This is a genomic window from Methylobacterium sp. WL19 (genome assembly GCF_008040005.1).
Taxonomy (GTDB): domain Bacteria; phylum Pseudomonadota; class Alphaproteobacteria; order Rhizobiales; family Beijerinckiaceae; genus Methylobacterium; species Methylobacterium bullatum.
The window spans coordinates 1-5,536 of sequence record NZ_VRVC01000202.1; the positions used below are offsets into that span (position 1 = coordinate 1).

The 5,536-nt window shown below is 68.4% G+C and carries 6 protein-coding genes; 3 read left to right on the plus strand and 3 right to left on the minus strand.

The features are described 5' to 3' along the window. Both FV220_RS23790 and FV220_RS23795 read left to right on the plus strand, forming a co-directional pair. Nucleotides 1-563: extensin family protein (locus FV220_RS23790; RefSeq protein WP_147833453.1), on the plus strand; the 563-nt coding region annotated here is incomplete at its 5' end. A gap of 77 nt (nt 564-640) precedes the next feature. Then, complete coding sequence (locus FV220_RS23795) at nt 641-1,942, plus strand: L,D-transpeptidase (RefSeq protein ID WP_147833454.1); 1,302 nt, start codon at nt 641-643, stop codon at nt 1,940-1,942. Nucleotides 1,943-1,993: 51 nt separating this feature from the next. Here the strand turns inward: FV220_RS23795 and FV220_RS23800 are convergent, their stop codons facing one another. Then, nucleotides 1,994-2,893, minus strand: coding sequence for a LysR family transcriptional regulator (locus FV220_RS23800; RefSeq protein ID WP_056140402.1), 900 nt, complete (start codon nt 2,891-2,893; stop codon nt 1,994-1,996). 96 nt (nt 2,894-2,989) lie between these two features. Here FV220_RS23800 and FV220_RS23805 point away from each other — a divergent pair, with 96 nt between their 5' ends. Continuing rightward, nucleotides 2,990-4,120, plus strand: a complete 1,131-nt coding sequence (locus FV220_RS23805; RefSeq protein WP_147833455.1) for an aldo/keto reductase — start codon at nt 2,990-2,992, stop codon at nt 4,118-4,120. Between the two features lie 341 nt (nt 4,121-4,461). On the opposite strand, the gene FV220_RS23810 is transcribed toward FV220_RS23805, so the two are convergent. Next, nucleotides 4,462-4,758 (minus strand): hypothetical protein, encoded by a 297-nt coding sequence (locus tag FV220_RS23810; RefSeq protein WP_147833456.1) that lies wholly within the window; start codon nt 4,756-4,758, stop codon nt 4,462-4,464. 259 nt (nt 4,759-5,017) lie between these two features. Next, nucleotides 5,018-5,536 (minus strand): ABC transporter permease subunit (locus FV220_RS23820; RefSeq protein WP_147833457.1); only part of this gene is annotated, 519 nt, incomplete at its 5' end.

Sequence of the window (5,536 nt, forward strand, 5' to 3'; positions counted from 1 at the left end):
CCCTCACCCTGACGGTCGCCCCCCTCGACGACACCGCCTGCCGCAAGCGCCTGGAGCGCCTGGGCGCGACCTTCGAGGCGCTGCCGCCGATCTCGAACGGTCAATGCGGCGCGGAGAAGCCGCTGAAGCTCACCCGCCTCTCCGGCGACGTGGCGCTCACGCCTCCCGCGACCCTGGTCTGCAACACGGCCGAGGCCCTGGCGCGCCTGGCGACGGAGGCGCAGGAAGCCTCCGAGCGCATCCTGAAGGCCCCCCTCAGGAGCCTGTCCATCGGCACCTCCTACGAGTGTCGCGGCCAGAACCACGATCCCGAGGCCAAGCTCAGCGAGCATAGCTTCGCCAACGGCGTCGACATCATGGGCTACGGTTTCGACGGGCGTGCACCGATCAAGGTCGGCGCCGGTCTCGACGACGCACCGGAGGCGACGTTCCAGGCCGCCATCCGGGCCAAGGCCTGCGGCTTCTTCCGCACCGTGCTCGGACCCGGATCGGATGCGGCTCACGGCAACCACCTCCATCTCGACGAGCGCGAGAGGAATGCAGGACATCGTCTCTGCCAGTAGGAGATGTGGAACGCCGAAGGGGCGCGCCGGCTTTAAGGAGCGCACCTGTCGATCCCCCGGCGAAAGTTGATCCCGAAATGGCCCATCTGCCCCTGCCGAGTGCCGTCGCGCTCATGGCCCTCGTCTGCCTGGCGACACCGGCGGCGCTAGAGGCGAAGCCGGCAGGAACCACGTCCTCCGACGCGGGCAAGACCACACCCGGCGAGGCCCTGACCGTCGAGGCGATCAACGGCGCGACCTTCACAATGCAGGAGAGCGGCGACAAGGCGGGCGGCAAGAAGGCCCGCACGAGCGCGAAGGACAAGCGACCCCAGCCGCTTCTGGTGAAGGTCCAGGTGCTCCTCGACCGGGCGCATTTCTCCCCCGGCGCCATCGACGGCCGCGACGGCGAGAACATGCGCAACGCCCTGTCGGCCTACGCGGTGGCGCAGGGGCTGCCTGCGAGCCAGACCCTGAACCAGGAGCTCTTCGACAAGCTCGCCGCCTCCAGCGCCGACCCGGTGGTGGTCTCCTACACGATCACCGAGTCCGACGCGGCGGGCCCCTTCGCGGAGAAAATCCCCGCCAAGATGGAGGAGCAGGCCGATCTCGAGGCGATGAGCTACACCAATCCGCGCGAGATGCTGGCCGAGCGGTTCCACATGTCGCGCGACCTCCTCACCGCCCTGAACCCGGACGCCGCCCTCGACAAGGCCGGCACCGGCATCCTCGTGGCGGCGGTCCCGCCCCTGGATACCGGCAAGCCGGCGAAGGACGAGACGAAGCCCAAGGGCAAGGCTGACGGCAAGGCTGGCGGCAAGTCCGACGGAAAGGCGGCCGGCAAATCCGAAGACAAGGCCCGCGATGCATCGGACGGCAAGGTCGAGGGCAAGCCGGCCGCGGACAACGGCACGGACACGTCGAAGAAGGACGATGCGTCCAAGAGCGATGAGGCGCAGAAGAAGGACGACACACCCAAGAAAGACATCGTGCGGGTCGAAGTCGACAAGGTCACGCGCCATGTCCGCGGCTTTGGCGAGGACGGCACCCTGCGGGCCTATTACCCCGCCTCCATCGGCAGCGCGGAGAAGCCGGCCCCGTCAGGCGAGGCCAAGGTGAAGGGCGTCGCCTTCGCGCCGGTCTACACCTACAACCCCAAATACGCGTTCAAGGGCGTGAAGACGAAGAAGACCTTCTCGATCCGCCCCGGCCCGAACAACCCGGTCGGCATCGTCTGGATCGACCTGTCGATCCCGTCCTACGGCATCCACGGCACGCCCGAGCCGGAGAAGGTGGGCAAGACCGAATCCCACGGCTGCATCCGCCTGACCAACTGGGACGCCCGCGACCTCGCCACCCGCATCGAGCGCGGCGCCAAGGTGGTGTTCAAGGACGAGTGAGACCTGTTGCGGCGTGGGATCGATGGTTGGGCCGCCGTCGACCCATAGGGGTCACGGTCTCACCCATCGCAAGGCGTCGATCAGAGCGCGGAGCGCTGGCGTGACCTGCCTGTTGGGATAATAGAGGTGACAGCCCGAGAAGGGCGGGCACCACGCGTCGAGCACCTGAACCAACGTTCCGGCCGCGAGATCGGCTGCGACCTCGTCCTCCAACATGTAGCCGAGCCCCGCCCCCGCGCGCACGGCCGCAGCTGCGAGGGGGCCGTCATTGACGATGAACTGTCCGCCCGCGCGCACCCGTATCTCGCGGCCCTTGTCCATGTCGGTGAACTCCCAGGGCAGGAGGCCGCCGCCACCGATCAGGCGGTAGTTCACGCAGTTATGGGCTTCCAAGTCGCTTGGAGTCGCCGGCCGAGGATGGTGGGCGAAATAGCCCGGCGTGCCGACGACGACCGTGCGCAGGTCCGGTCCGACGCGGACCGACACCATGTCCTGCTCCACCGTGTCGCCGAAGCGTATGCCGGCATCGAAGCCGGCCGTGACGACGTCGGCGAGGCGATCGTCGATCACCACCTCGACCGAGACCGCCGGGTGTTCGAGCAGGAACCGTGGCAGGGTCGGCTCGAGGATGGTGCGGGCGGCGTAGGAGAACGTCGTCAACCGGAGGGTGCCGGACGGCGCGTCGCGCCAATCGGCCAACGCCGCGAGGCCACGCTCGACCTCTTCCAACGCCGGGCCGAGCGAGCGCAACAGTCGCTCGCCGGCTGGCGTCGGGGCGACGCTACGCGTCGTGCGCGCGAGCAGGCGCACACCCAGACGCGTCTCCAAGCCTCGCATCGCATGGCTGAGGGCCGACGGGGACAGGCCGAGTTCGGCCGCGGCCCGTGTGAAGCTGCGGGTCCGTGCCACCGCCGCGAAGGCCGCGAGATCGTCGAGTGCGCCACGCCGCATTGCTGCATTCCATTCACAGACCCTTGCCGCCGGCAACGGCTAATCGAATGGGGGCGGTATCGCTACCATCCGCTGGATCATTAGCGAGGCTCAACAATGGATTTGACGCATTATCGGTCGCTGGGCCGCTCCGGACTCGCGGTGAGCCCCCTGGCGCTGGGCACCATGACGTTCGGCGCGGCGCGCTGGGGTCTCGACGAGGCCGGCAGTCGCGCGGTGTTCGATGCCTATGTCGAGCGTGGCGGCAACTTCGTCGATACGGCCGACGTCTACGCGAGTGGCGGCAGCGAGACGATGGTCGGTCGTTTCGTCGCCGAACGCGGCCTGCGCGACCGGCTCGTCCTCGCCACCAAATCGGGTTTCGCCACCGGGAGCGGACCGCATGCAGGTGGCTGTGGCGCCAAGCACGTCCACGCGGCGATCGACGGTTCGCTGCGCCGCCTGGGAACGGACTACATCGACCTGTACTGGCTGCACGTCTGGGACGGGATCACGCCGGCGGAAGAACTCTTCGAAACGATGGTCGGCCTCGTTCGTGCGGGCAAGGTTCGCTACTGGGGTCTGTCGAACACGCCGGCCTGGTATGCCGCCAAGCTCGCGACCCTCGCCGCCTCGCGCGGTCTGCCGGGTCCGATCGCGCTCCAGTATTTCTACTCGCTCGTCAATCGGGAGGTGGAGGACGAGCACATCCCGCTCGCGGCTGAATTCGGCATGGGCATGGTGCCTTGGTCACCTCTCGCCTACGGGTTGCTCACGGGCAAGTACGACCGCGCCACCGTGGAGGCGGCCGGCCCACTCGCGGGTGGCCTGCCGAAAGACGCGGCGCAGGCCGGTGAGGCGCGCCCGGCCGACGACAAGCGCCTCGACGGCGCGAATCCGTTCGGCGACCGCCTGTTCACGCCGCGCAACTGGGATATCGTGGAGGCCGTCCGCCGCGTGGCCGACGCGATCGGACAATCGCCGGCGCGTGTCGCGCTCGCTTGGGTCGTGGGCAAACCGGGCGTGGCCTCGACCCTGATGGGCGTCAGCCGCGCGGCACAGGTCGCCGACAATGTGGCGTCCCTCGGCCTCGTACTGGAACCCCAGCACCGTGCCGCCCTCGATGCGGCCAGCATGCCCGCCGAGCCGCGACTGATCTACGCCCTGGCGCAACCGCCGTTGCGGCAACAGGTCGTCTTCGGAGGTGCGCAGGTTCACGCTTCGGCAGACATCTCTCGATGCCGCTGACATCCGCCCAGCGCGGTTTGCTGTAGAACGCGCGCGGGGCAGTGCCAGACGTCTCGCACGCGAGGGACAACAGGGATCGTTGTCCCCTCGAACGTCTGATTTTACGCACCGGCTTCCACGAACCGTCCCGTCTCAAGACCACCCGGGATGGACACGGCCTCGTCATGCCGTTCTGGTCGACGACAGGCGAGCGCCGCATCCGGTCGCCTCGGACGATGTCCTGGCCACGGCACCGGCCCGACACGCCCTCGGTGGCCGTTCACGCCGTCCGGCCAATCAGGTGCCAACGCCGAGCAGGCTCGCGTCGCCGCGGATACCGAGAAAGTCTCACATCCTGTCGGCTAGATCGTTTGTTTGCGCCAATGCGGATCTTCGAGTTTTCTCCGCGCCATGTGCATCAGATCGTCCCGCACGGACTTCGTCGCGCTGAACGGGATGTCGAAGTTCAAGCTATGATAGATCAGGCCGAGGACGGTGCCGTAATCGGGATCGTCAGCGCCGCCGTCGATGAAGTCCAAGCCCCATCGGTAGACCGCTTCATGATCCGATGGAGAGGGATCGTCCCCGACGACCAGCCGGCCTCCGGTGATCCACTCGCTCCGCAATGCCGCGATGTCCTGCGCCGTCGGGTTTGTCATGCCGCCTCGTGACGTTCGAACAGGCCCGGAAACGACCGCACCGATCGCCCCAGCCGACCACCTCATCCTGAGGTGCCGAAGCGGAGCGGAGGCCTCGAAGGAGCCCTCCAGTTCGCGCAGCGGGTTCTGGAGCCCTCCTTCGAGGCCGCTGCGCGGCACCTCAGGATGAGGTTAATGCGTTGGACAAACAACTCAAACAGGCTCCAACTCGTCGCCGATTTCAGATCGCAAAATCGGTCACCGCCTTTGCGAAACCCGTTCATCCCCGCGCCCGGTCCGCCGAGGCGATGCTCGCCAGCGCCAACATGGCTGCGTCGCAGAGGAAGGCCAGGGCGGCGGTGGCCAGGGCGCCCTGGAGCATCGGCAGGACGTTCTGGTTCTGCAGTCCGGCGACGATGGGCGTGCCGAGGGTCGAGGCCCCCGCCAGCGCCCCCACCGCCGTGGTGGCGATGGCGAGGACGAGGGCCGTGCGCAGGGCATCGACGAGGCCCGGCATCGCCAGAGGCAGTTCCACGCGCAAGAGGATCTGGAGGCGCGTGAACCCCATGGCTTGCGCCGCCTCGCGTGCCTCGGGCGAGACCGCTTCCAGCGCCCCCACCGTGCCGCGCAGGACCGGCATGATGCCGTAGGCGACGAGCGCCAGCAGGGTCGGCGGACCGCCGAAGCCGAGGATGGGCAGGGCCAGGGCCACCATCACCACCGGCGGCACCGCCTGCGCGGCGGCCGCGATGCCGTCGATGCCACCGCGCAGGCGGTGCCGCCGGTGGTGATGGTGGCC